This window comes from Promicromonospora sp. NPDC057488 (assembly GCF_042802395.1).
GTDB lineage: Bacteria > Actinomycetota > Actinomycetes > Actinomycetales > Cellulomonadaceae > Promicromonospora.
Genome location: NZ_JBHVEG010000024.1, coordinates 25,238 through 48,077 on the forward strand (window position 1 = coordinate 25,238; position 22,840 = coordinate 48,077).

The following is a 22,840-nucleotide window of genomic DNA, read 5'->3' on the forward strand; positions in this document are numbered from 1 at the left end:
CCGCTCAGGGAACGAGCAGCGCCGCAGGAATCACAGCGATCCCGTCCCGACGACGGTAGGCATCCGGGCCGGTGGAGATCACTGCGGCGTCCACCAGCTCTTCGCCGATCTGCTCGCGGAGCCAGAGGAGGTGCTTGACGTCGTCATCCGTCACGGTCGCCGCAAGCTTGACCTCAAGAGCGAGAACTGCGCCGTCGCGCTCGACGATCAGATCGACCTCGTGCCTGCCGTCCTGCGTTCGCAGGTGGCCCGTCCTCGCCCGAGCGGCCTGTGCGTAGACCTGGACCGACGACGCGACGAGGTGCTCGAACAGCGCGCCGAGAAGCGTGCCGTCCCGCGGCACGTCGGGCCCAGCGGCGCGCCCCGCGAGCAGCCCGTTCTCACTGGCACCGAGGAGCCGCGCGGCCAGCGCCGGGTCAGCCAGGTAGTGCTTCGGCGTCTGTCCCAACCTCTTCAGATGGTTCCGGGACGGCATCCACGGTTCGAGGGGATCGAGGAGAAAGGCCCGGGTCAGCACGTCTCGGTAGACGAGAGTCGTCGAACGAGCTGGCTTGTCCGGGAGGCCTGGCGTGGCCGCGTCGAGGATCGTCGTGTAGGTCGACGTCGTCGCGGTCGCGGCAGCGTAGGCAGCCATCCAGGCACGCAAGATCGCCGGGCGACGCACAGACACACCCTGTTCCGCGAACTCCTGGCTGACCGTTGCTTCCAAGTAGGCGTCGATCTGATCCTGTCGCAGGTCCACAGGTGTCCGTCGGACACCCGGCAGCCCCGACGCAAGGATCTCGTTGGTGTAGGTACGCAGATCTACGCTGGTATTTCCGGCGATCGTCGGCTTCTTGCCGACCAGGAGCTCGGCAAGGCTGACACCGTCGACGGCAACACCTCGTTCGTACAAGGACAGTGGGCGCATCCGTAGCGTCAGGATCCGGCCAGCCCCGGAGTGAACGGTCGCCCCAGGCGGTGTGGAGCTTCCGGCGATCAGGAACGAGCCTGGAGCGACACCACCGTCAACAGCACGCTTGACCTGGTCCCACGAGCCCGGCTCTCGTTGCCACTCGTCGATCAGCGTCGCCCCGTCCAAGCCGGCCAACGGATCCTGCGCCGCGCGGAACGCCTCGCGCGCAAAGGGGTCCGACAGGTCGATCGTTCGCTGCACCCGCTGCTGCGCTGTCGCCGTCTTGCCCACGCCCTTCGGCCCCTGCAATGCCACTGCAGGCAGGCCTTCGAGATATCGGTCAAGCAGACGATCCACAACGCGTGTCGAGTAAGCCACCATGCATCTAGGCTACAGATTTCGCAGTCTCTACGCTCCATCTCATGCATGATCTACGCTTCGAATCCTGCAGCTTGGATGCTACAGATCATGCACTTCGCCTTCGAGTCAGGAGCCTTTACTACCGCGCAGGCGAGCGGCCAGCCGGCCGTTCGCGATCCTCAGCAGCTGGCGGACGCGTCGGTGCGTGATGCCAGAGCCCGGCTGGTACGGGAGGCGCTCCAAGGGCATCGCCATGGTCATGGTCATGACGTCGTCGGACAGGCCGGCCGCCCGCAGCAGCGCCGTCACCGCTGGGCCGATCACCGGGTGCGCCATCGCCTCCCCCACCGAGGATTCCGGGGTGAGCGGCGCGACGAACACGTCGCCCGCCACCTCCACCTCGGCGGCGACCCGCAGGTCGCGGCTGGAGGCGCCCACCTCGACGCGGTAGGTGCCGTTCTCCACGTGCCACCGGTCGGCCCGCACGTCCCAGTACGCGAGGTCGGCCCGGTCCACGACCAGCTCGACCTCGCGTGACTCCCCCGGCACCAGGTCGACGACGGCGAACGCCGCCAGCGCGCGCGGCGCCCGCGGGACGGCGGAGCCGGACACGGACACGTAGCACTGCACCACCTCGCGCCCCGCCACGCCGCCCGTGTTGGTGACGGTCACGCGCACGGCCAGCCCGCTGGCCGAGCCCGCCCCGCTGGTCGAGCCTGTCGAGACCACCAGCCCCGAGTACCCGAACGTCGTGTACGAGAGCCCATGGCCGAACGGGTACTGCACGGCCAGGTCCCGCGCGTCGTACCAGCGGTAGCCCACGAAGATGCCCTCGCCGTAGGTCACGTGCAGCCCGGTGCCCGGAAAGCTCGTCCACGCGGGGGTGTCCTCGATGCGGAGCGGGACCGTCTCGGCCAGGCGGCCGGACGGGTTGACCCGGCCGAACAGGACGTCGGCCACCGCACCGCCGCCCGCCTGGCCCAGCAGCCAGCCCTCGACGATCGCGGGCACGCGGTCCGCGAAGCCGGACAGCCGCACCACCGAGCCGTTGGAGAGCACCACGACCACGCGGGAGCTGACCGCGAGCACCCGGTCCAGCAGGTCGAGCTGCGCCGCGGGGAGCTCGATGTGCGCGCGGTCGCGGCCCTCGGCCTCGGCCGACTGCGGCAGGCCCGCGAAGAACAGGACCACGCCCGCGTCCCGGGCCGCGGCCACGGCCTCGTCGGCCAGCGCGGCGGCGGCACGCGCGCGGCGGCCGGCGGTCAGGCCCCTCCGGCCTCGTGCCCGGCGACCCGCCGGGCCGAACCCGTCCCCCGGCCCCAGCTCGTACCCCGGCGCGAACACGACGTCGGCCGCCGAGTCGCGGATCGCCGACAGCGCGTCGTCGACCTGGGTGGGCACGATCTGGGACGAGCCCGCGCCCTGGAACCGCGGCGTCCGGGCGAGCTCGCCGATCACGGCAAGGCGCGTGCGCGGGGCCAGAGGCAGCAGGCCACCGTCGTTCTTGAGCAGCACCACCGCGCGGCCCGCCGCCTCGCGGGCCAGCGCGTGGTGCGCGTCGTCGTGCCAGGCCTCGGGGTCGTCGCCCCGCTCCGCGAGAAGCGCCCCGGGCGCGGCGTCCGTCCCGTCCGCGGCCGACTCCCGCGCAGCACGGGCCGCGAGCGCCAGCGCGACCACACGGGTGGCCGAGCGGTCGACGTCGGCCACGTCGAGGCCGCCGGACCGGACGGCCGCGACGATCTCCTTGACCCGGACCTCGCCGGCGCCGGGCATCTCCAGGTCCAGTCCCGCGCGGACGCCGGCGAGGCGGTCGTGGACGGCGCCCCAGTCGGACATGACCAGGCCCTCGAAGCCCCACTCGCCGCGCAGCACGTCGTTGGTCAGGCGCCGGTCCTCGCCGGTGTGCGTGCCGTTGACCCGGTTGTAGGACGACATGAGCGTGGCGGGCCGCGCCCTGGTCACCACCCGCTGGAACGCGCGCAGGTAGATCTCGCGCAGGGTGCGCTCGTCGACGTCGGCGGAGACGCGCATGCGCTCGGTCTCCTGGTTGTTCGCGGCGTAGTGCTTGACGCACGCGGCCACGCCCCCGCCCTGGATCCCGGTGACCAGGGCCGCGCCGATCTCGCCGGCGAGCAGCGGGTCCTCCGCGACGTACTCGAAGTTGCGGCCGCACAGGGGGCTGCGCTTGATGTTGATACCCGGGCCGAGCACGACGTCGACGGCGCGTGCCCGGGCCTCCGCGCCGACGGCCGCGCCGACCCGGCGCACGAGGTCGACGTCGAACGTGCTGCCCAGGGCCACGGCGGGCGGGAAGCAGGTGGCGGGGAGCGCGCCCTCGATGTCGCCGACGTCGGCCGCGAGCCGCCGCACGCCGTGGGGGCCGTCGGCGAGGTAGACCGCCGGGACGCCGGGCGCCTCGGCGGTGGTCCAGAACGAGGACCCGGACAGCAGCCGGGCCTTCTGCCGCAGGGTGAGCCGCCGGACGACGTCGGCGGGATCCGTCGCCCCTGCGGCCGACGCGGCCCGGGCACGCGACCTCTTCGTCATGCGGTCACGCTACCGGGACCGAAATAAAGCCGTGCGCCCCGGGGAGGGGCGGAGCACCCTGGACCCATGACCACATCCTCGGCAGTACCCGCCCCGGCGACGTCGGCGTGGCGGCTCATGACCCCGCCACACCCGGACTCGCTGGACGACGCGGACGCCTGGGCGTACCGGGGTATCGCGGAGACGCACGCCGCGGCGGAGGCCGCGGACACCGGCAACGCGGACGGCGCCCCGACGCCGATCGGGATCCTCGTGGGGATGAACAACCAGAAGTACCTGCGCAAGCTGCGGCAGGTCGCCGTGGTGGACACGCCGGCCGGCCCGCAGGTCGTGGGCAGCGGCTTCATGTTCCTGCACGTGCGGTCGAACCCGGAGCTGGCGTTCGGCGTCGTCGCGGTCCGCCCGGAGCACCGGCGGCAGGGCATCGGGTCGGCACTGGCACAGTGGATCCAGGACACGGCCCGCGCGGAGGGCCGGACGACGCTCCTGGCCCCCGTCGACTTCGGCCCCCGGCCGGAGGACGGTACCGGCGAGACGCTGACCCCGGCGTCCGGCACCGGCGAGGTCGCCGCCGACCTGCCGGGCGTGCGCCTCGCGCGCAAGCTGGGCCTGACGCTCCAGCTCGTGGAGCGCCGCTCCCGGATCGACCTGCCGGTCCTGCCCGAGGCGATCTCGCGGTTCGAGGCCGAGGCCCGGGCCGTCGCGGGCGACGCGTACCGCGTCCACACCTGGACGGCTCCGACGCCGGAGGAGTGGATCGAGCAGTACGCGGCCCTGGAGCAGGCCCTGGCCGACGACGAGCCGCGCGGTGGCCTCGAGGTCGAGTCCGACGTCTGGGACGCGGAGCGGATCCGCGGCGAGGACGCGACGATCGCCGCCAAGGGCGACCGGTACGTGGTGACGGCGGCCGAGCACGTGGCCACCGGGGAGCTCGTCGCGATGACGATGCTCCAGTGGAGCGACGACAAGCCCGAGCACACCAACCAGCAGTCGACGGTGGTGCTCAAGGCGCACCGCGGGCACCGGCTCGGGATGCTCGTCAAGGCCGTCAACCTGCGCGAGCACGCGCTGCTGCGCCCCGCCGCCCGGCGCATCTACACGTGGAACAACGAGGAGAACCCGCACATGCTCGCGATCAACATCGCGCTCGGGTTCGTGCCGGCGGGCGGCAGCGCGGACTTCCAGGGCCCGCTGTAGCCCGCTCGGCGTTCGTCAGAGCAGCTCCGGCGTGAGGTCGGGGCCGTCGCCGAACGCCGCGTCGTCGTCGAACGGGTGCACGGGGCCGCCCAGGCCGGTGTGGCGCAGCCCGGGCAGGTCCTGGTCCACGCCGCCCGGGGTGAGCATCAGCATCCAGTCCTCGGCCATGTCGTGGAGCTCGGTCTCCAGGTTGCCGATCTTCACCACCACGACGTCGGTGCCGCGCGGGTCCAGGCCGATCGCCGTGAAGTCGGACTCCAGGTGGTACGGCCGCCGGCGCTCGGTCAGGACCACGCGCAGCCCGCCGGCCGCCACGACGCACACGATCCCCGCGAGGGGATCGTCGGTGCGCACGTGCTCGACGACGCCCCGCAGCGTGACCGGCCCGTGCGGGCCGGCGTCGACCCGGGCCCCAGCCTCCACCTCGACCACGGCGCCCACCCCGGCGGCGGCCACCGCGCGGGCGGCGTCGGCGTCGGGCAGGGCGGCGTAGATGGCGCTGCGGCCGCCGTCGGCGGGCGGGGCCGCGAAGGCGGGCTCCGCGAGGAGCCGCGCGAGGGTCCAGGTGACGTCGCCCGCCCCGCCGGCCATGGGGTTGTCGCCGGAGTCCGACAGGACGAACGGCCGGGCGTCGCTCGCCAGGACGGCCCGCAGGCACTCCTCGTACGTCCCGGCCGGGGCGACGAGCTCGAACTCGTCGCGCGCGTCCCAGTACCGGCGCGCCAGGCGCTCGGCCTCCCGGGTGATGACGGCGTCGTCGTCGCCCATGACCACGACGGCGGCCCGGCTGCGCGGCTCGTCCGCCCACGCGTACCCGACCCAGAGGGAGGCGTCGAGCACGCCGTCGAGCTCGCCGACCCGGGCGACGTCCTCGTAGATGCCCTTCGCGGGCTCCAGCCGGGTGCTCGTCCGCTCCCCCGGCAGCAGCACGGGCACCTGCACCCAGGCCTTGCGCGGCCGGCCCGCCCCGTCGATGCGCCGCAGCAGGTCGGTGGCCGCCCGCTCCCGCGCCTCGTCCTCGTCCTCGTGCGGGGCCGTGCGGTGGCAGGCGATGAGGTCGACGGTCGTGGCGAGGTCCCGCGACACGTTGCCGTGCAGGTCCATGGACGCCGAGACCAGGCAGTCCGGCCCGACGGCGGCCCGTACCGCCCGCGCGAGGTCCGCCTCCGCGTCGGTGTACCCGAGCACGGCCATGGCCCCGTGGATCTCCAGCAGCACGCCGTCGAACGGACCCTGCGCCTCCAGCGCCAGGCCGATCTCCGTGCGGACCGTCTCGTAGACGTCCGTCAGGACGGCGCCGCCCGGGAGCGCCCCGGCGCGCAGGATCCCGACCCACTCGGCCTCGCGGCGCAGGGCTGTGCCGTCGCGCAGGAACGGGTACCTCCGGACGAGCTCGTTGCCACGCAGCAGGGTGAACGCCTCCCAGCCCGAGCGGTGCGGGGAGAACGTGCTGGACTCGATGGCCATGCCGCAGATCGCGATCCGCGGTCTCTGGTGGGTACGGGTCACGCGCGCAGTGTAGGCGGGGCGGGTTACCGGTTCGTGCGTGTTCGTCCCCGGCGATACCGGCCCATCCCCACCCGGACGCGACAGAACCTCAGGTCACCGGGGCGACCTGAGGTCCTGTCGGGATGCCTGCGCGGCGGGGTCAGTCGTCGCCGCGGTCGTCGGCGTCGTCATCGTCGCCGGGGCCGTCCGGGGTGTCGTCGGCCCCGCCCTTGTAGTTCGCGTCGTCGGGCGAGTCGGCCGACTGTGCCGAGCCCGCCGTGTCGACCGCCGACTCGTTCGGCGAGTCCGCCGACTCCGGCGACGGGTCGTAGTTTGCGTCGCCCGGCGAGTCCGCGGACTGCGCGGAGCCCGGGGTGTCGACGGCCGACTCGTTCGGCGAGTCCGCCGACTCGGGCGACGGGTCGGCGGCGACCGCGCCGTCGTCGGCCGCTGTGCCGCCCGACAGCGCGACGGCGGCGGAGGACGCGGTGTGCGGGGCCGGGTCGTTCAGGGCGGCGGCGGTGCTCGCCCCGGCGACGCCGAGCACGGCGGCCGCCCCGACGACGACCCAGCGCTTCTTCATGGACGAGGGGTTCATGTGAGTGCCTCCCAGATTCTCCCGGCACCTCGGTCGGGTGCCTGCTGACCACGAGTCTGCCCCGCCAGCATGAGGCGACGAGGAGACGAGGATGAGACGGTTCTCATGTCCTGACCGGGTCCGGACCGCGTCAGCCGCGGAACCGGTAGCCGGCGCCGCGCACGGTCTCGATGCGGTCCGCGCCGAGCTTCTTGCGCAGGTACCGCACGTACACGTCCACCACGTTGGACCCGGGGTCGAAGTCGTACCCCCACACGCGCGACAGGAGCTGCTCCCGGGACATGACCTGGCCCGGGTGCTGCAGGAACACCTCCGCGAGCGCGAACTCGCGCGCGGACAGCTCCACCTCCCGCCCGGACACGGTGGCGGTGCGGGTGCGCAGGTCGAGCCCCACGCCCCCGTGCTCCAGCCGGTCGGACTGCGCGGCCTCCCCCGCCGCCTTGCGCAGCCGCAGCCGGATCCGCGCGAGCAGCTCGTCGAAGCCGAACGGCTTGGACATGTAGTCGTCCGCGCCGCCCTCCAGGCCCGCCACCCGGTCCGAGAGCGAGTCGCGCGCGGTGAGGATCACCACGGGCAGCGTGGAGCCGACGTCGCGCAGGCGCTGCAGCACGGTGAACCCGTCCAGCACGGGCAGCCCGATGTCCAGCACCATCAGGTCGTAGCCGCCCGACATGGCGTGGCCGAGCGCCGAGGCGCCGTCCGAGACGACCGTGGGCTGGAAGCCGTGCGCCTTGAGGCCCTTGCGCACGAACTGCGCGATGCGCTCCTCGTCCTCCGCGATCAGGATCTGGTTCACGCCGCCTCCTCCACCGTCGCGCGCCTGGCCTCGGGCGGGACCGCCCGCTGCAGGCCGCCGCCGAGCGGCCACGTCATCACGAAGCGCGCGCCGCCGCCGTCGGACCGTTCCACGACGACGTCGCCGCCGTGCCCCTGCGCGATGGCCCGGACGATCGCGAGGCCCAGGCCCGAGCCCGGGGTGCCGCCCGTCTCGCTCCCCCGCGCGAACCGGTCGAAGATGCGCTCCGCCTCCTGGGGCGGAACGCCCGGCCCGGTGTCGCGCACCCAGAGCCGGACGAGACGGCCGGCGGGGCCGTCGAACACCTGCGTGCCGATGCCCACCTCGTCGTCGGCCTCGGTGAACTTCACGGCGTTGTCGGCGAGCTGGAGCACCGCCTGGGTGAGCCGGTGCGCGTCGGCGGCCACCTCGACGTCGGCCCGCGCGTCCACCACCCAGCGGCGGGCGCCCAGCGCCCGCGCCTTGTCGTGCACGTCGTCCGTGAACCGGCCGAGGTCCACCGGGGCAAGGGTCACGAAGTCAGAGCGCTCCGCCTTGGCGAGGAGCACGAGCTCCTCGACGATCTGCCCCATCCGGGAGGTCTCGTCGAGCAGCAGGTCACGGGTCTCGCGGACGTCGGCCGGGTCGTCGGGGTCGAGCACCTCCAGGTGGCCGCGCAGCACGGTCAGCGGCGTGCGCAGCTCGTGGCCGGCGTCGTCCAGGAACCGGCGCTGGGTCTCGATGGCCGTCGACAGCCGGTCGAGCATGGTGTTGAAGGCCCCCGCGAGCTCGCCCAGGTCGTCGTCGGTCGCGACGGGGACGCGCTGGGTCAGGTCGGTCTCGGTCACCCGCGTCGCGGTGGCGCTGAGCTGGCGCAACGGCCGCAGCAGGCGGCTCACCACGAGCCAGGCGAACAGCCCCAGCAGCACCAGCGCCACGCAGCAGACGATCGCGTAGGTGCGCATCACGGCGGTCTCGGCGGCGAGCGACTGGTCCAGCGCGGACGCCATGACGTACGCGCCCACCTCCTGCCGGTCCGGCACCGTCACAGGCACGACGACGAACCACACCCGGCCGATCTCGGTCTCGATCTCCCGCTCGACGGTCGTGGCCGACTGCGGGGTCAGGCCGTCCACGAGCTGCTGCACCTCCGGGCTGTCCACGACCACGCGGCCGGCGGTGGACGGGTTGGACTGCTGGTGCACGCCGTCCAGGTAGCTCACGAACATCTCGTTGGTGCCCGGGATGTTGCGCTCCATGGCAACACTCATCAGCCGCCCGGCGCCGTGGAAGTCCTCGCCCGTCTCCGGGTCCACGCCCTCCTTCGCGAGCGCCTGCAGCTCGCGGATCTCCTGGTCGAAGTCCTCGGAGATGTCGTCCATGATCTGCTGGGACTGGATGGCGTGGGTGAGCAGCCCGGCCGCGAGCAGCCCGATGGCGGTCACCGCCACGACGACGGTCACGACCTTGGCCCGGACCGACGGCCGGCGCAGGCTCATGCGTGGCCCACGCCCGCGGCCGCGAGGCGCGAGCCGTCGAGCCAGGCGGCGACGACGTCCAGCCGGCGCGAGGTGGCGGCCTGCCAGTGCCGCTCCTGCACGCGGTGCGGGCCCGTGGCCAGCGAGAGCAGCACGCCCGCGACACGCGCGGCCAGGTCGCTGCGGTCCGCGCCCCGGCTGCCGGGCGCGGTCACGAACCCCGCCGCGTAGTCGGCCGCGAGCCGGTGCATCCGCGCCGCGCGGGCCACCTGCTCGGGGTCGGAACCGCCCACGAGCGACAGGACGTCCAGGTGGGCCACCAGGCAGGCGAGGTCGTCGGCCCGGTGCCCGGGCCCAGCGGAGTCGACGTCGAGCAGGCCGGTGACGTGCCCGTCGGTGAGCATGATCTGCGCCTCGTACAGGTCGCCGTGCGTCGGGTCGGCCCCGACGCCGCGCTCCGCGAGGCGCTCCGCGACGGCGCCGGCCAGGTCGCTCGCCCGCCCGGCTTCGGCGGGCAGGGCCGCCCCGATCACGCCCGCGTAGTGCTGCGCCGACTCGCTCCAGGCCGGGCGGCGCGGCAGGTCGCGCACCTCGGCCGGGAGCCGGTCGAGCAGGTTCAGGATCTCCGGCGGGGACGGGATGCGGCCGCCGTCGCGGACGGCGGTGCGCATCTCCGTGCCGCGCAGCGGGGAGAGCACCAGCAGGCCGTCGTCGGACCAGCCGAGCGGGCGCGGCACCGGCAGCCCGGCCCGGGACAGCAGCGCGTGCCGCTGGTGCAGGTCCGCGACCTTGCGGGGCCGCAGCACCTTGAGGAACACCCGGGACGACGCCGCCGTGGCCTCCAGCACCGCGCGCCGGGTGGGCCGGTACGCGCGGACCTTGAGCTCGGGATGGGCACGCTCGCGCGGGCCCACGCCCAGCCCCGCCAGCAGCTCCTCGACGGCGGCCGGGTCGAACGCGCGCGGCAGGGCCGGCAGCGCGGGGTCGCCGGGGAACCGCCAGACGGCGACCGTCGCGTCGCCGTCGGACAGCGTGACCACGCCCGGCTTGCGCCCGTCCCGCGCCCGGCCCACGCTCGCGCCCAGCGTCTCGGAGCGCTCCACGCCGTTCCAGCGCACGGTGGCGCGGTAGGCGACGGTCGTGGTCGAGCCGGGGCGGTGGTCCACCTGCCGCACCCGCCAGTCGACCAGCTCCCCGCCCGCCGTCGCCACGGCGGCGTCGAGGAGCCCCGCGGCGGACTCGCCGGTCAGCAGATCGAGGTGCGTGGTCATCACGTCATCCTCGCAGCCGCTACCGGCGAAAGCCCTTCGATTCGGATGAGAATCCTCTAACCGACGTGCCGCGGGGCTCCTCGTACGGGTGTCGTCAGGCGCGCAGCTCGCGGTACTTCGCGATGAGCGCCGCCGTCGACGGGTCCTGCGCCGCGAGCGCGGCCTCGTCGCCGGCGACCGCCGGGGCGATCTCCAACGCGAGCTTCTTGCCGAGCTCCACGCCCCACTGGTCGAACGAGTCGATGCCCCACACGACGCCCTGCACGAACGTGATGTGCTCGTACAGCGCGACGAGCTGGCCCAGCACCGACGGCGTCAGCGCGGGCGCCAGGATCGATGTCGTGGGCCGGTTGCCGCTGAACACCTTGGCCGAGACCAGCTCCTCGGCGACGCCCTCGGCGCGCACCTCGTCGGCCGTCTTGCCGAACGCGAGCGCCTTGGTCTGCGCGAAGAAGTTCGCGAGGAACAGGCCGTGCACGTCGGTTCCCGCGTCGGCCAGCGGGTAGGCGGGGTTGGCCACGGCGATGAAGTCGGCGGGGATGAGCCGCGTGCCCTGGTGGATGAGCTGGTAGAAAGCGTGCTGGCCGTTGGTGCCGGGCTCGCCCCAGAAGACCTCGCCGGTCTCGGTGGTGACGGGCGTGCCGTCCCAGCGCACGGACTTGCCGTTGGACTCCATGGTGAGCTGCTGCAGGTACGCCGGGAACCGGTGGAGCTGCTGCGCGTACGGCAGGACGGCGTGCGTGTGCGCGTCGCGGAAGTTCACGTACCAGACGTTGAGCAGGCCCATCAGCGCCGGCACGTTGTCCTCGAACGGCGTGGTGCGGAAGTGCTCGTCCATGGCGTGGAAGCCCGCGAGGAAGTCGGCGAAGGCGTCCGGCCCGATCGCGACGGCGAGCGAGGTGCCGATGGCCGAGTCCACGGAGTAGCGGCCACCCACCCAGTCCCAGAACCCGAAGGCGTTGGCGGGGTCGATGCCGAACGCCTCGACCTTGTCCAGGGCGGTGGACACGGCGACGAAGTGCTTGGCGACGGCGTCGGCGCGCCCGTCCTCGGAGTCCTCGATGGCGCCGGCGGCGACCAGCGAGCGCCACAGCCAGTCGCGGGCGAGCCGCGCGTTGGTGAGGGTCTCCAGCGTGCCGAAGGTCTTGGACGCGACGATGAACAGCGTGGTCGTCGGGTCCAGGTCGGCCGTCTTCTGCGCGACGTCGGTGGGGTCGATGTTGGAGACGAACCGCACCTCCAGGCCGTCCTGGACGTAGGGCTCGAGCGCCTCGTACGCCATGACGGGGCCGAGGTCGGAGCCGCCGATGCCGATGTTGACGATGGTGCGGACGGCCTCGCCGGTGACGCCGGTCCACTCGCCGGAGCGCACCTGCTCGGCGAACGCGTAGACCTTGGCGAGCTCGTCGGCGACGTCGGCCGTGACGTCCTGCCCGTCCACGGTCAGGGGCTCGTCCGAGGGGCGGCGCAGCGCGGTGTGCAGCACGGCGCGGTCCTCGGTGACGTTGATGTGCCGGCCGGCGAACATCGCGTCGCGGTGCTCCGCGAGGCCCACCTCCTCGGCGAGCGCGAGCAGCGCGGCGAGCACGTCGTCGGTGACGAGGTTCTTCGACAGGTCGACGTGCAGGTCGCCCGCCTGGTGGCTCAGCCGGGCGGCCCGCTCGGGGTCGGCGGCGAACCAGGCGCGCAGGTCGGGGTCGAGGTTCTTGGAGAGCTCGGTGAGCGAGCCCCAGGCGTTGGTGGTGGTGGCGTCGACAGGCACACGGGCCGGCTCTGAGGTCATGGCTCAACCGTAGTGCGGAGGGCGCGGGCCGCAGCCTCGGCCAGTGTCTGATCCGTCACCTCGTAGCCGGCGTCGCCCCCGCCGCCGGGCCCGCCGGCGTCGGCCACGGTCCTCTTCGCCGACAGGTGCACCGCGTCCACACCCACGGCGACCAGCGCGGGGATGTCGGCGGCCGTCACGCCGCCGCCGGCCATGATCTCGATGCCCAGCTCCGCGCTGCGCTCGACCAGGGCGGCCAGCCGGTCCAGGCCGTCGGCCGCGCGGGCGGCGCCGCCGGAGGTCAGGACGCGCGCGACGCCCAGCTCGGCCAGCACGTCGAGGGCGGCGAGCGGGTCGGGCACCACGTCGAGCGCGCGATGGAAGGTCACCTCGGCGTCCTCGGCGGCGGAGACCAGGTCGCGCGTGCGCGCGACGTCCACCGTGCCGGACGGCGTCAGCGCGCCCACCACGACGCCGTCGGCGCCCGCGTCGACCGCGAGCACCACCTCGCGGAGCATGAGCTCGTGCTCGGCGGGCGAGTAGACGAACCCGCCCGGCCGCGGGCGCACCAGCACGTGCACCTCGAGGAGCGGGGCACTGTCCGACGACGGCACCACCGCCGCGGCGTCGATCACCGCCTCGAGCAGCGCGGCACTGGGCGTGATGCCGCCGGTGGCGCCGAGCGCGGAGCAGAGCTCGACGCGCCGGGCGCCGACGTCGGCTGCGATCACCGCCCCGGCCGGGTCCTGGACAGCGAGCTCGAGAGCGACACGTGGGGGCACGTGCGAAAGCGTAGCCGGGCGCGGCGCGGCCGTTCGCCCGCCGTCCCGGGTGCGCAATGGGTAGGGTCCCATGGCATGGCCATCGATCCCAGTGCGATCCTCCAGGGTCGCGCCCCCGGGCGTGCCCCTGTCGGAGTGATCGTCGGGATCGTCTTCGCGTCCGTCTGCCTGCTCGTGATCCTCGCGTTCGACGCGGTGACGGGCGGGGGCTCGTTCGTCGTCGGGCTGCTGCTGGCGCTGCTGCCGGTCGCCGTCTGGCTGCCGCTCGTGCTCGCGCTGGACCGCCTGGAGCCCGAGCCGCCGAACGCCCTGATCTTCGCGTTCCTGTGGGGCGCGGGCGTCGCGGCGCTGTTCGCGAGCATCCTCAACACGCTCGGGCTGTCGCTGCTCACCGAGACCGAGCTCACGGGCGAGGAGGAGGGCTGGTACGTCGTCGCGACGTTCGGCGCCCCGGTGGTCGAGGAGCTGCTCAAGGGCGCCGTCCTGTTCGGCATGCTCTGGTGGCGGCGGCAGGAGCTGAACGGGCCCACCGACGGCGTCATCTACGCCGCGATGGTGGGGCTCGGCTTCGCCGCGACCGAGAACGTGCAGTACTTCATCGACGCCCTGGACTCGGACCAGCTCGGGTACGTGTTCGTGCTCCGGGCCGTCGTCTCGCCGCTGCTGCACCCGCTGTGCACCGCGATGACGGGCATCGGCGTGGCGGTCGCCGCCCTGGCGGGACCGGGCCGGCTGCGCCGCACGGCGCCCCTGTGGGGTCTGCTCGGCGCGATCGCCCTCCACAGCCTGTGGAACGGCTCCACGAAGTTCGGCCTGGTCGGCCTCGGCGGCGCGTACCTCGTCGGGTTCGTCGTGCTGATCGTGCTGATCGCGATCCTGGCCCGCGACCGGCGCCGGATCGTCCAGCTCATCGAGCACTACCTGCCCCTGTACGGGCCCGTCGGCATCATCACGCCCGACGACCTGCGCATGCTGTCCAGCCTGCCGGGCCGCCGCGCGGCCCGGAGCTGGGCCCGGGCGGCGGGCGGCCGCCCGGCCGAGCGCGCGATGACCGACTACCAGCAGGCCGCGACCGAGCTCGCGCTGCTGCACCAGCGGGCCGGCGCCCAGCGCGACCTGGACCCGCACGGCCTGGAGCAGCAGCGGCAGTACCTCGTGTGGGTCATGCAGCAGGCGCGGGCCGCGTTCGTCGCGCGGCTGCCGCACCCGCCGGCGTCCCCGTGGGGCGCGACGGGCTTCCGCCCGCCGGGCCAGTCCTGACGTGTCAGACGTACGGATCCCTCCGGTGACCTGTACGTCTGACACGGGGTGTCACGCCTCGACCAGGTCCACGAGCAGCGCGCGGAGCAGCGCCGCGCGGTCGGCGATCCGGTCGACCAGCACGTGCTCGTCGTCGGCGTGCGCGCCGCCGCCCACGGCGCCGAGCCCGTCCAGGGTCGGCGTGCCGACACCGGCGGCGAAGTTGCCGTCGGACGCCCCGCCCACGGCCACGCCGGTGAGCTCCGGCAGACCCGCCGCCCGCGCCAGCCGGGAGGCCCGCTCGAACAGGTCGGCGGACAGCGCGCGCTCCAGCGGCGGCCGGTTGATGCCGCCCCCGATCTCCAGCGCGGCGCCGGGGAGCACGGGCGCCAGCGCCCGCAGGGCGGCGTCGACCCGCTCCTGCTCGGCGACCGTGCGGGCCCGCACGTCCACCGCGAACGACGCCTCGGCCGGCACGGTGTTGCGCGTCGTGCCCGCCGCGGCGACCGTCGGCACCACGGTGGTCCCGAGCTCCGGGTCGCCCAGCGCGGCGACCGCGAGCACCTGGTGCGCCAGCTCGACCACCGCGTTCACGCCCTTCTCGGGCTCCAGCCCGGCGTGCGCGGCGCGGCCCTTGACCAGCACCTCGTAGATCGAGGTGCCCTTGCGCTCCACCTTGAGCGCGCCGCCGTCGGCCGAGGCCTCCAGGACCAGGGCGGCCGCCGCCCCGCGCGCCTCGTCCTCGATCAGGGCCTGGGACGACGGCGAGCCGAGCTCCTCGTCGCCCGTGACCAGCAGGGTGACGCCGGTGCGGTCGGGCAGGGAGCCCAGCACGTGCAGCGCCATGGCCAGGCCGGTCTTCATGTCGAAGCTGCCGGGACCGCGCAGCACGCCGTCCGTGATGCCGAACGGGTGCGTCCGGAGCGAGCCCAGCGGCCACACCGTGTCGTGGTGCGCGAGCACCAGCACGCGGGTCGGGCCGCCGAGCCGCCACCGCAGGTGGATGCCGAGCCGCTCGGGCTCGACGCCGAGGTGCGCCGTGCCGAGCCGGGCCACCAGGTCGGCGGACCGGGCCAGCGCGGCCGGGTCCGACGACGGCGACTCGCACTCGACCAGCGTGCGCAGGTCCGCGATCAGGGCGTCGGTGTCGGTGTCCGGGCGGGCGGGGGTCTCGTGGAAGGGCATGGGGGCACGGTATCCGGCCGGGATCCGAGGATCCGAGATCGGCGGATCAGGGGATCAGAGCGAGAGCAGCCGCAGGGTCAGGGCCGCGGCCGAGAACAGCGCCAGCGCGCCGGTCGGGATCAGGCCCGGCCAGTCCTTCGCGCGCAGGTGCGTGACGACCGCACCCAGGAAGTACAGGACGAAGCACGCGGTCGCGGCGATCCCGATCGGCGCCCACCAGATGCCGGCGAGGGTGCCGAGGGCGCCGGCCAGCAGCAGGCTGCCGAGCACCGGGATGAACCGCTCCGGCACACCCAGCCCGGTGAGCTGCTCGACGAGCTGGGGGTTGCGCGTCACCTTGTTCCAGCCGCTGAACGCGGTGCCCAGGATCAGCAGTGCGGAGACGATGACAGAAGCGACGAACACGGGTCCTCCGAGGACGACGGCCGGGCACGACCTAGCAGGACGGCCCGGCGAGCGAGAGCGCCCCGGCAGGGGCGCCCCCGGAATCGTGCGGCACCGGCCGGGGCTTGCCAAGTGCCGGGTTAGCAACTCACTATTGGTAAGTGACTTCCAGGACGACGGCGGCGGACGCCGCGGGTTCCCCGTACGAGGCGCCCGTCAACGAGCAGGAGTGCCAGGAGTTCCGGCAGACCATGGAGCTCGCCGGCCGGCGCTGGTCCGCCGCGATCCTCTACGCGGCGGTAGCGGGCGCCCGCCGGTTCGTCGAGTACCGCCGCGCCGTCCGCGGCATCTCCGACCGGCTGCTGACCCTGCGCCTGCGCGAGCTGGAGCAGCAGGGGTTCATCGCCCGGGAGGTGGTGCCGACCATGCCGGTGCAGATCCTGTACTCGCCCACCCCGGCGGGGGCCGAGCTGGTCGCGGCCATGCAGCCGCTCGGCGAGTGGGGCCGCAGGCACCGCGACGTGCTGGAGCGGCAGCCGCCCGACTAGGCCCGGCCAGGCCCGGCTAGGCCCGCCGGAGCCCCAGCGCGACGACCAGGCCGACCACCAGGTGCTCGGTCATCAGCAGTGCGACCGTCGCCGGCGTGGTGCCGCTCGCGGCCCCGGTGAGCGACACGAGCAGGGCCACGCCGCACAGCACGAGCCACGCCACCTCGCCGCCGCCCTTGGTCAGGCGTGCCACGAGCGCTCGCACGCCCCAGCCGGCCAGGCCGGCCACGAGTGCGGCGACCGCCGCCGCGACGACGGTCACGGACTGGGTGCTCGCCCCGGCCTGCGCCTGCGGGTCCACGCCGAGCGCCGCGCCGACGAGCCAGACCGCCACGGCGGCGACGGCGGCGGCGAGCGGCACCGCCCAGGCGGGCCACGGGCTACGGGTCACCAGGTTCTCGGCCATGAGTCCTTCTCCTTCTCGGCGCGTCCGTCGCGCCTGGTCACAGCCTCCTGGCCCGACGGCGTCCGGGGCATCCGTCCGGGGTACCGGGCCGGGTCACCCTTCGGTAGCGGCACCCCCGACCAAGGTCGGTGTCCGAGCCCGGGGCGCCGTGCGTAGTGTCACCGGCATGACAGGTGACCAGCGGGACTGCCCGCCCGACGACGCCTTGCGCACACGTCCCCCGCGGCGCGCGGTGGCGCTCGCCATGGTGCTGCTCGGGGTGCTGACCCTCGCGACGGTGCTGACCCGCCAGGCGAGCGGGGGCACCGCACTGCCCCTGGACATCCTGGACCTGGTGGTCGCGGTGGTGTCGCTGGCGCTGCTGCCCGTGATGTGGGCCCGCCGGTCGGTGCCCGCGGCGCTCGCCCTGGCCGCGCTTTCGGCGCTCTCGCCGGGCGCGACGCCGGCCGCGACGTCCGGGGTGCTGCAGATCGCCCGGTGGTCGCCGCTGCGCACCGCCGTCCTCGTCGCGGCGGCGAGCGCCGTCGCGCACGCCGTGCAGGGCCTGTGGCGGCCCCCGGCGTTCCCCTACGGCTGGTGGATCCTGTGCGACGTCGCCGTCCACGCCGCGCTCCTGGGCTGGGGCGCCTACCTGCAGGCCCGCGCGCAGCTCCTCGCCGATCTGCGCGCCCGCGCCCGCCGCGCCGAGGCCGACCGGGAGCAGGCGCTGGAGACCGCCCGCTCCGGGGAGCGCAACCGGATCGCCGCCGAGATGCACGACGCGCTGGGGCACCGGCTGTCCCTGCTGGCCGCGACCGCGGGCGCCGTCGAGTACCGGCCCGACGCGCCCCCGGAGCAGCTCGCGGCGGCGGCCGGACGGGTACGGACCGGCGCCGCCGAGGCCCTGGAGGACCTGCGCCGGCTCGTCCGGCTCCTGCGCGGCGGGGTGGACCAGCTCGCCCCGCCGCCCACGCTCCGCGACATCCCCGGGCTCGTGGACGCCGCCCGCTCCGTGGGCACCACCGTGGTGCTCGACCGGTCCGGCGACCGGGCGGCTGCCGGGCACGACGACGCCGAGCCGTCGCCCCCGGTCGCGACGGCCGCCTACCGCGTGGTCCAGGAGGGCCTGACCAACGCCCGCCGACACGCGCCGGGCGCCGCCGTCCGGGTCACGGTGACCACGACGGCGGACGAGGTCCGGGTGGTCGTGGCCGACGACGGCCCCGCACGCGCCGCGGCCGGCGAGCCCGGCACCGGGCTGGTCGGCCTGCGCGAACGCGTGGAGCTGCTCGACGGCACGCTCGACGCAGGCCGCTCACCTGCTGGTTTCGTCCTGGAGGCGCGGATACCGTGGGCCTGATGGAGACCCGCCTCGTGATCGTCGACGACGACGCCCTGGTCCGCGCGGGCCTGCGCCTCATGCTCGACGGCGCCGAGGGGATCCGGGTGGTCGGCGAGGCCGCCGACGGCGGGGACGTGGCGCAGGTGCTCGACGCGCACCCGGCCGACGTGGTGCTGATGGACCTGCGGATGCCCGGCGTCGACGGCATCGAGGCCACCCGCCGGGTGCGGGCCCGGCCGTCGCCGCCCGCCGTCGTCGTGCTCACCACCTTCGACACCGACACCGAGGTGGTGGGCGCGTTGCGCGCCGGGGCGGCCGGCTACCTGCTCAAGGACATGCCGCCGGCGCGGATCGCCGCGGCGGTCCGCGCGGCCGCGGGCGGCGAGCCGGTGCTCGCGCCCGACATCGCCCGCCGCCTGATGGACACGGTCGCCGCCGGGGGCGGCGAGGCGCGGGCGGCCCGCCAGGCCCTCGACCGGCTCACGGGCCGCGAGCGCGACGTCGCGGTCGAGATCGGGCGCGGCTCCTCCAACGCGGAGATCGGACGGCGCCTCTACCTCAGCGTCCCGACCGTGAAGGCGCACGTCTCCAGCGTGCTGGTGAAGCTCGGCGTGGAGAACCGCACCCAGGTGGCGCTGCTCGTCCAGCAGGCCGGCGCGGCCTGACGCGGCTGGGCGCCGTCAGGCGCGCAGCCCCAGGAACTCGGCCACCCGGTCCGACGCGGGCGCGGTGCGCAGCTCCTGCGGCGCCGCCACCTGGAGCAGCCGGCCCTGGTCCATGACGCCCACGCGGTCGGCCACCGCGGAGGCCTCGGCATGGTCGTGCGTCACGAACACCGCCGTCGTCCCGGTCTCCACCAGCGCGGCCCGCACCTCGCCGGCCAGGCGTTCGCGGAGCTGCCGGTCGAGCGCCGACAGGGGCTCGTCGAGGAGCAGCAGCCGGGGCCGCGGCGCCAGGGCGCGCGCGAGGGCCACCCGCTGCTGCTCGCCGCCGGACAGGGTGGGCACCGACCGCTGCTCGTACCCGGCGAGCCCCACGAGGTCCAGCAGGGCGGAGACCCGCTCGTCCCGCTCCTGGCGGGTGAGCGGCAGGGTCTCCAGCCCGTAGGCGACGTTGCGCCGCACGTCCCGGTGCGGAAAGAGCTGCCCGTCCTGGAACATCAGCCCGAACCGGCGCTTGTGCACCGGCAGCCCGGCCAGGTCGGCGCCGTCGTACAGCACGCGCCCGCCGGCCAGCGGCTCCAGCCCGGCCACGGCCCGCAGCAGGGAGGACTTGCCGCAGCCGCTCGGCCCGAGCAGCGCCACCACCTCGCCGGGGTCGACGTCGAGCGTCACCCCGTCCACCGCCGTCTTGCCGCCGTACCGGACCGAGACGTCCCGGACCTCCAGCCCCGCCATCAGAACTCCCCTCCCGCGCGGTCGTCGCGCAGTAGCTCGGCCACCATCATCACCGTCGCGGTCAGCGCGGCCAGCACCACGGACGCCGCGAGCGCCATCCCGTAGTTCTCCGCCCCGGGCCGCCCGATGAGCCGGTAGATCACGACCGGCAGGGTGGCGCCGTCGGGCCGCGCGAGGAACGACGTGGCGCCGAACTCGCCGAGCGACACCGCGAACGCGAACCCGGTGGCCAGCCCGACCGACCGCAGGGCGATCGGCAGGTCCACGGTGCGCAGCACGCGGCCCGGCCCGGAGCCGAGCACGGCGGCGACCTCGCGCAGGCGGGGGTCGATGGCCCGGAGCACCGGCAGCACGGTGCGCACCACGAGCGGCACGGCCACGACGGCCTGGGCCACCGGCACGAGCAGCCCGGAGGTGCGCAGGTCGAGGCCGAGCACCGGCTGGTCCATGGTGATCAGGAACCCGAAGCCGACGGTCACCGCGGACACGCCCAGCGGCAGCATGAACAGGCCGTCGAGCGTCCCGACGGCGCGGCGTGCCCCCGCGGACCGGGGCCGGCGGGACACGACCAGGGCCACGAGCCCGCCCACGACCAGCGCGATCACGGTCGCGGCCAGCGCGATCCGCAGCGAGGTCGCCGTGGCCTCCCAGACGGTGACGACCAGGGCGTTGCGCTCGCCGGTCGTGCCGAGCGCGAGGTAGTTGCCGGGTCCCCAGGAGCCGTCCGGCTCGCGGAACGAGCGGGCCACCAGCCCGGCCAGCGGCAGCACGATCAGCCCGGCCACGATCGCGATGCCCGCGAGCGCCGCGGCGACGTCGGCGGGCGAGCGCCAGGACAGGGGGCGGGCCGCGCGGCGTGCCGAGACGAGGTGCAGGGCGGCCTCGCGGCGCCGGCGGGCCCGCGCGGAGACGGCGAGGGCGCCCGAGATGACCACGAGCTGCAGGATCGAGAGCACGGACGCCGCCCGCAGGTCCAGGAACTGGGTGGTGCGGGTCCAGATCTCGGTCTCGATGGTCCCGTACCGCACGCCGCCGAGCACGAGCACCACCCCGAACGCGGTGGCGCAGAACAGGAAGACCACCGAGGCCGCGGACGTGATCGCGGGCGCGAGCGAGGGCAGGGTGACGGTGCGGAACACCCGGGCGGGCCCCGCGCCGAGCGACGCGGCGGCCTCCTCGGCGCGGGGGTCGAGCCGTTCCCACAGCCCGCCGACGGTGCGCACCACCACGGACACGTTGAAGAAGACGAGCGCGACGACGATCCCGGCGAGCGACTCCTCGAGCCCGAGGAACCCGAGGGTGCCGCCGGGCGCGAACAGGGCGCGGAACGCGACGCCGACCACCACGGCCGGGAGCACGAACGGCACCGTCACCAGCCCGCGCGCCAGCGTGCGGCCGGGGAACGCCCGCCGGTACAGGAGGTAGGCGAGCGGCAGCCCGAGCATCACCGAGAACGCCGTGCCGAGCACCGCCTGGGTGAGCGTGAGCCCCACGAGCCGCCAGGTGCGCGGCCGGGACAGCACCTCGGCGAAGCCGGTGAGGTCGAGCACGCCGTCGGGCACGAAGCCCCGCACGACGAGCGCGACCACCGGCCACGCGAAGAAGATCGCGAGGAAGGCGAGGGGGACGACGACGGCCGCTCCCCACAGGAACGGTGCGAGGCGCGGCCGGCGCCCGGGCCGGTTCGTCGGCGTCAGCCCACGACTGTCTCGGTCCACCGTTCGATCCACTCGTCGCGGTGCTCGCTCACCTGGGCCGGGTCCACCTCGAACGGGGCCTCGGCCTGCGGCGCGAACTTCTGCCAGTCGTCGGGGAGCTCCACGGCGGAGTCGGCCGGGTACATGTACATCGACTCCGGCAGGGCGGCCTGGACGTCGTGGGTGAGCAGGAAGTCCACCAGCGCCCGAGCGCCCTCCACGTTGTCCGAGCCCGCGAGCACGCCCGCGTACTCGACCTGCCGGAAACAGGTCTCCAGCAGCGCGCTGGTGGTCGACTCCGAACCGTCCTCGCTCACCGTGAAGGCCGGCGACGTCGCGTACGACAGCGCGAGCGGACGCTCGCCGCCCTCGCCCGCACCCGAGAAGTCCACGTAGTAGGCGTCCTCCCAGGAGTCGGCGACCTTGACGCCGTTGTCCACCAGGGACGTCCAGTAGTCCTCGAACCCGTCCTCGCCGAACGCCCCGACGGTCGCCAGCAGGAACGCGAGCCCCGGGGACGACGTCGCCGGGTTGGTCACCACGAGCAGGTCCTCGTACTGCGGGTCCGCGAGGTCCTCCAGGGTCTTCGGGACCTCGAGGCCGGACTTCTCGAACCACGCCTCGTCGGCGTTCACGCACACGTCGCCCTGGTCGACGGGCGTGAGCGCCCCGCCGAGCTGCTCGGCGCCCTCGGGCAGGTCGGCGGGCGTGTACTCCTCGACCACCCCGGCGTCCAGGGCGCGGGAGGCGAAGGTGTTGTCGATGCCGAAGACGGCGTCGCCGAGCGGCGCGTCCTTGGTCAGCACGAGCTGGTTGACCAGCGTGCCGGCGTCGCCGGCTGCGCTGACCTCCACGGTGGTGCCGGTCTCCTGCTCGTACTGGTCGATCAGCTTCTCGTCGAGCGCCCAGGAGTCGTGGGTCACGAGCGTGACGGTCGGGGCGTCGTCGCCCGGACCGGACGCGTCGTCGCCGGAACCCGTGCCCGAGCAGCCCGCGAGCAGCAGCGCCGCCGACAGCGTGCCCGCGATCGTGCCGGTGGTGATGGTGCCCCTGTGGGCACCGGAAAGACGCAACATCGTGCCTCCGACTTCCTCCGCCGGTGTCAACCGGATCAGGTTCAAGGGTCTGCGGCTTTCCGCACTCTCAGCGCCGTGGGGGCGCTCCCCTGTCGTTTCCATGCAGCCTAGTCGGCTGCCGGGGGCTACGGTGTGGAGATGGCCCAGATTGAGACGGAACAGACACTCGGCGAGAAGGTCGGCACTCTCGCCCTGACGATCGCGGCCGGCTGGGTCGCGCAGAAGGCGGTCAGCATGATCTGGAAGGGCGTGACGGGTAACGACGCGCCCAACAAGCCCGACGACCCGGAGCTGGACCTGCTCCAGGCGACCGTGTTCGCCGCTGTCGCCGCGGGTACAGCGGTCTTCGCCAAGCGGATCGCCGCCAAGGGCGCGCACCGTGCGGCCGTGCGGATCGCCGCCCGCCGCTCCGCCGTGTGAGGACGTGACACCCT

21 protein-coding genes and 1 riboswitch are annotated in these 22,840 nt (G+C 74.4%); of the genes, 6 read left to right on the plus strand and 15 right to left on the minus strand.

Annotated features, from left to right (window positions below):
* Positions 1-4 precede the first annotated feature (4 nt).
* Positions 5-1,276, minus strand: a complete 1,272-nt coding sequence (locus ACFU5G_RS07430) for an ATP-binding protein (protein WP_377242305.1) — start codon at positions 1,274-1,276, stop codon at positions 5-7.
* A 105-nt stretch (positions 1,277-1,381) separates the two neighbouring features.
* Complete coding sequence (locus ACFU5G_RS07435) at positions 1,382-3,802, minus strand: glycoside hydrolase family 3 C-terminal domain-containing protein (RefSeq protein WP_377242307.1); 2,421 nt, start codon at positions 3,800-3,802, stop codon at positions 1,382-1,384.
* 66 nt (positions 3,803-3,868) lie between these two features.
* On the opposite strand from ACFU5G_RS07435, the gene ACFU5G_RS07440 reads away from it, so the two are divergent.
* Entirely contained in the window at positions 3,869-4,999 is a 1,131-nt protein-coding gene (locus ACFU5G_RS07440) for a GNAT family N-acetyltransferase (protein WP_377242309.1), read from the plus strand.
* A 15-nt stretch (positions 5,000-5,014) separates the two neighbouring features.
* Here the strand turns inward: ACFU5G_RS07440 and ACFU5G_RS07445 are convergent, their stop codons facing one another.
* The 7 genes from ACFU5G_RS07445 to ACFU5G_RS07475 form a co-directional block, all read right to left on the minus strand.
* Positions 5,015-6,508, minus strand: a complete 1,494-nt coding sequence (locus ACFU5G_RS07445; protein ID WP_377242311.1) for a M81 family metallopeptidase — start codon at positions 6,506-6,508, stop codon at positions 5,015-5,017.
* 139 nt (positions 6,509-6,647) lie between these two features.
* Positions 6,648-7,085 (minus strand): hypothetical protein, encoded by a 438-nt coding sequence (locus tag ACFU5G_RS07450; RefSeq protein WP_377242313.1) that lies wholly within the window; start codon positions 7,083-7,085, stop codon positions 6,648-6,650.
* Between the two features lie 130 nt (positions 7,086-7,215).
* Complete coding sequence (locus ACFU5G_RS07455; RefSeq protein ID WP_377242315.1) at positions 7,216-7,881, minus strand: response regulator transcription factor; 666 nt, start codon at positions 7,879-7,881, stop codon at positions 7,216-7,218.
* Positions 7,878-9,359, minus strand: coding sequence for a sensor histidine kinase (locus ACFU5G_RS07460; RefSeq protein WP_377242317.1), 1,482 nt, complete (start codon positions 9,357-9,359; stop codon positions 7,878-7,880). The genes ACFU5G_RS07455 and ACFU5G_RS07460 overlap by 4 nt, the downstream gene beginning before the upstream one ends.
* On the minus strand, positions 9,356-10,609 hold the full coding sequence (locus tag ACFU5G_RS07465; RefSeq protein WP_377242320.1) for a phosphotransferase: 1,254 nt from the start codon (positions 10,607-10,609) through the stop codon (positions 9,356-9,358). The genes ACFU5G_RS07460 and ACFU5G_RS07465 overlap by 4 nt, the downstream gene beginning before the upstream one ends.
* 94 nt (positions 10,610-10,703) lie before the next feature.
* The gene (gene pgi / locus ACFU5G_RS07470; protein ID WP_377242322.1) at positions 10,704-12,392 is read right to left on the minus strand and encodes a glucose-6-phosphate isomerase; all 1,689 of its coding nucleotides are present in this window, start codon (positions 12,390-12,392) and stop codon (positions 10,704-10,706) included.
* Entirely contained in the window at positions 12,389-13,153 is a 765-nt protein-coding gene (locus ACFU5G_RS07475; protein WP_377242324.1) for a copper homeostasis protein CutC, read from the minus strand. Before ACFU5G_RS07475 ends, pgi begins: the two co-directional genes overlap by 4 nt.
* A 75-nt stretch (positions 13,154-13,228) precedes the next feature.
* On the opposite strand from ACFU5G_RS07475, the gene ACFU5G_RS07480 reads away from it, so the two are divergent.
* Positions 13,229-14,413: a PrsW family intramembrane metalloprotease gene (locus ACFU5G_RS07480; protein ID WP_377242326.1), complete on the plus strand. Its 1,185-nt coding sequence runs from the start codon at positions 13,229-13,231 to the stop codon at positions 14,411-14,413.
* Positions 14,414-14,464: 51 nt separating this feature from the next.
* On the opposite strand, the gene ACFU5G_RS07485 is transcribed toward ACFU5G_RS07480, so the two are convergent.
* Positions 14,465-15,577: a M20 family metallopeptidase gene (locus tag ACFU5G_RS07485; protein WP_377242328.1), complete on the minus strand. Its 1,113-nt coding sequence runs from the start codon at positions 15,575-15,577 to the stop codon at positions 14,465-14,467.
* Between the two features lie 54 nt (positions 15,578-15,631).
* A complete protein-coding gene (locus ACFU5G_RS07490) occupies positions 15,632-15,982 on the minus strand; it encodes a DoxX family protein (protein WP_377242330.1) in 351 nt (116 codons plus the stop codon).
* 140 nt (positions 15,983-16,122) lie between these two features.
* On the opposite strand from ACFU5G_RS07490, the gene ACFU5G_RS07495 reads away from it, so the two are divergent.
* Complete coding sequence (locus ACFU5G_RS07495) at positions 16,123-16,509, plus strand: winged helix-turn-helix transcriptional regulator (RefSeq protein WP_377242332.1); 387 nt, start codon at positions 16,123-16,125, stop codon at positions 16,507-16,509.
* 16 nt (positions 16,510-16,525) lie between these two features.
* On the opposite strand, the gene ACFU5G_RS07500 is transcribed toward ACFU5G_RS07495, so the two are convergent.
* On the minus strand, positions 16,526-16,915 hold the full coding sequence (locus ACFU5G_RS07500; RefSeq protein ID WP_377242334.1) for a DUF6069 family protein: 390 nt from the start codon (positions 16,913-16,915) through the stop codon (positions 16,526-16,528).
* A 166-nt stretch (positions 16,916-17,081) separates the two neighbouring features.
* Here ACFU5G_RS07500 and ACFU5G_RS07505 point away from each other — a divergent pair, with 166 nt between their 5' ends.
* Both ACFU5G_RS07505 and ACFU5G_RS07510 read left to right on the plus strand, forming a co-directional pair.
* Complete coding sequence (locus tag ACFU5G_RS07505; protein ID WP_377242336.1) at positions 17,082-18,254, plus strand: sensor histidine kinase; 1,173 nt, start codon at positions 17,082-17,084, stop codon at positions 18,252-18,254.
* Positions 18,254-18,901, plus strand: coding sequence for a response regulator (locus ACFU5G_RS07510; protein ID WP_377242338.1), 648 nt, complete (start codon positions 18,254-18,256; stop codon positions 18,899-18,901). Before ACFU5G_RS07505 ends, ACFU5G_RS07510 begins: the two co-directional genes overlap by 1 nt.
* Positions 18,902-18,916: 15 nt before the next feature.
* Here the strand turns inward: ACFU5G_RS07510 and ACFU5G_RS07515 are convergent, their stop codons facing one another.
* The 3 genes from ACFU5G_RS07515 to ACFU5G_RS07525 form a co-directional block, all read right to left on the minus strand.
* Entirely contained in the window at positions 18,917-19,633 is a 717-nt protein-coding gene (locus tag ACFU5G_RS07515) for an ABC transporter ATP-binding protein (protein ID WP_377242340.1), read from the minus strand.
* Positions 19,633-21,330, minus strand: coding sequence for an ABC transporter permease (locus tag ACFU5G_RS07520; RefSeq protein WP_377242362.1), 1,698 nt, complete (start codon positions 21,328-21,330; stop codon positions 19,633-19,635). The genes ACFU5G_RS07515 and ACFU5G_RS07520 overlap by 1 nt, the downstream gene beginning before the upstream one ends.
* Complete coding sequence (locus ACFU5G_RS07525) at positions 21,327-22,406, minus strand: thiamine ABC transporter substrate binding subunit (protein WP_377242342.1); 1,080 nt, start codon at positions 22,404-22,406, stop codon at positions 21,327-21,329. The genes ACFU5G_RS07520 and ACFU5G_RS07525 overlap by 4 nt, the downstream gene beginning before the upstream one ends.
* Positions 22,402-22,507, minus strand: a riboswitch (TPP riboswitch). Its footprint overlaps the gene before it by 5 nt.
* A 37-nt stretch (positions 22,508-22,544) precedes the next feature.
* Between ACFU5G_RS07525 and ACFU5G_RS07530 the strand changes: the two genes are divergently transcribed.
* Positions 22,545-22,826, plus strand: coding sequence for a DUF4235 domain-containing protein (locus ACFU5G_RS07530; protein WP_036958858.1), 282 nt, complete (start codon positions 22,545-22,547; stop codon positions 22,824-22,826).
* The last annotated feature ends 14 nt before the right edge of the window (positions 22,827-22,840 follow it).

Coding starts and splice junctions, on each gene's coding strand:
- ACFU5G_RS07430 (WP_377242305.1), bottom strand. CDS start 1,276: ATGGTGGCTTACTCGACACGCGTTGTGGATCGTCTGCTTGACCGATAT.
- ACFU5G_RS07435 (WP_377242307.1), bottom strand. CDS start 3,802: ATGACGAAGAGGTCGCGTGCCCGGGCCGCGTCGGCCGCAGGGGCGACG.
- ACFU5G_RS07440 (WP_377242309.1), top strand. CDS start 3,869: ATGACCACATCCTCGGCAGTACCCGCCCCGGCGACGTCGGCGTGGCGG.
- ACFU5G_RS07450 (WP_377242313.1), bottom strand. CDS start 7,085: ATGAACCCCTCGTCCATGAAGAAGCGCTGGGTCGTCGTCGGGGCGGCC.
- ACFU5G_RS07460 (WP_377242317.1), bottom strand. CDS start 9,359: ATGAGCCTGCGCCGGCCGTCGGTCCGGGCCAAGGTCGTGACCGTCGTC.
- ACFU5G_RS07465 (WP_377242320.1), bottom strand. CDS start 10,609: ATGACCACGCACCTCGATCTGCTGACCGGCGAGTCCGCCGCGGGGCTC.
- pgi (WP_377242322.1), bottom strand. CDS start 12,392: ATGACCTCAGAGCCGGCCCGTGTGCCTGTCGACGCCACCACCACCAAC.
- ACFU5G_RS07480 (WP_377242326.1), top strand. CDS start 13,229: ATGGCCATCGATCCCAGTGCGATCCTCCAGGGTCGCGCCCCCGGGCGT.
- ACFU5G_RS07485 (WP_377242328.1), bottom strand. CDS start 15,577: ATGCCCTTCCACGAGACCCCCGCCCGCCCGGACACCGACACCGACGCC.
- ACFU5G_RS07500 (WP_377242334.1), bottom strand. CDS start 16,915: ATGGCCGAGAACCTGGTGACCCGTAGCCCGTGGCCCGCCTGGGCGGTG.
- ACFU5G_RS07505 (WP_377242336.1), top strand. CDS start 17,082: ATGACAGGTGACCAGCGGGACTGCCCGCCCGACGACGCCTTGCGCACA.
- ACFU5G_RS07510 (WP_377242338.1), top strand. CDS start 18,254: ATGGAGACCCGCCTCGTGATCGTCGACGACGACGCCCTGGTCCGCGCG.
- ACFU5G_RS07515 (WP_377242340.1), bottom strand. CDS start 19,633: ATGGCGGGGCTGGAGGTCCGGGACGTCTCGGTCCGGTACGGCGGCAAG.
- ACFU5G_RS07525 (WP_377242342.1), bottom strand. CDS start 22,406: ATGTTGCGTCTTTCCGGTGCCCACAGGGGCACCATCACCACCGGCACG.
- ACFU5G_RS07530 (WP_036958858.1), top strand. CDS start 22,545: ATGGCCCAGATTGAGACGGAACAGACACTCGGCGAGAAGGTCGGCACT.